General features: G+C 65.9%; 1 protein-coding gene. It reads right to left on the bottom strand.

What is annotated here, in order from left to right; genetic code table 11:
• Positions 1-505 (bottom strand): aldehyde dehydrogenase family protein (locus V8U06_RS29215; RefSeq protein WP_427143654.1); only part of this gene is annotated, 505 nt, incomplete at both ends.

The following is a 505-nucleotide window of genomic DNA, read 5'->3' as shown; positions in this document are numbered from 1 at the left end:
ACCATGGCGCAGCCGGCGGCGAAGGCCGGGCCGGCCTTGCGGGTGATCATGGCATTGGGGAAGTTCCAGGGCGTGATGGCCGCGACGACGCCGATCGGCTGCTTCATCACGAGGATGCGCTTGTCCTTCTGGTGTCCGGGCACGATGTCGCCATAGAGGCGTCGGGCTTCTTCGGCGAACCATTCGACGAAGCTGGCGCCATAGACGATCTCGCCAGTGGCTTCCGCCAGGGGCTTGCCCTGTTCCATCGTCAGGATGCGGCCGAGATCGTCCTTGTTCTCGATCATCAGCTCGAACCACTTGCGCAGCACGGCCGAGCGTTCCTTGGCGGTGCGGGCGGCCCAGCCCTTCTGGGCTTCGGCGGCCGCGTCGATCGCTTCCTTCGTTTCCTTCGCGCCGAGCTTCGGCACGTAGCCGACCAGTTCGCCCGTCGCCGGGTTCTTCACCGCTATGCCGCTGCCATCCGCTTCAATCCAGCGCTGGCCGACAAGGGCTGCCTGGCGAA

It is taken from the genome of Shinella sp. G-2, assembly GCF_050172695.1.
Taxonomy (GTDB): domain Bacteria; phylum Pseudomonadota; class Alphaproteobacteria; order Rhizobiales; family Rhizobiaceae; genus Shinella.
Note: the sequence above shows the minus strand (reverse complement) of the source record. Positions and strands in the feature narration are given on the sequence as shown.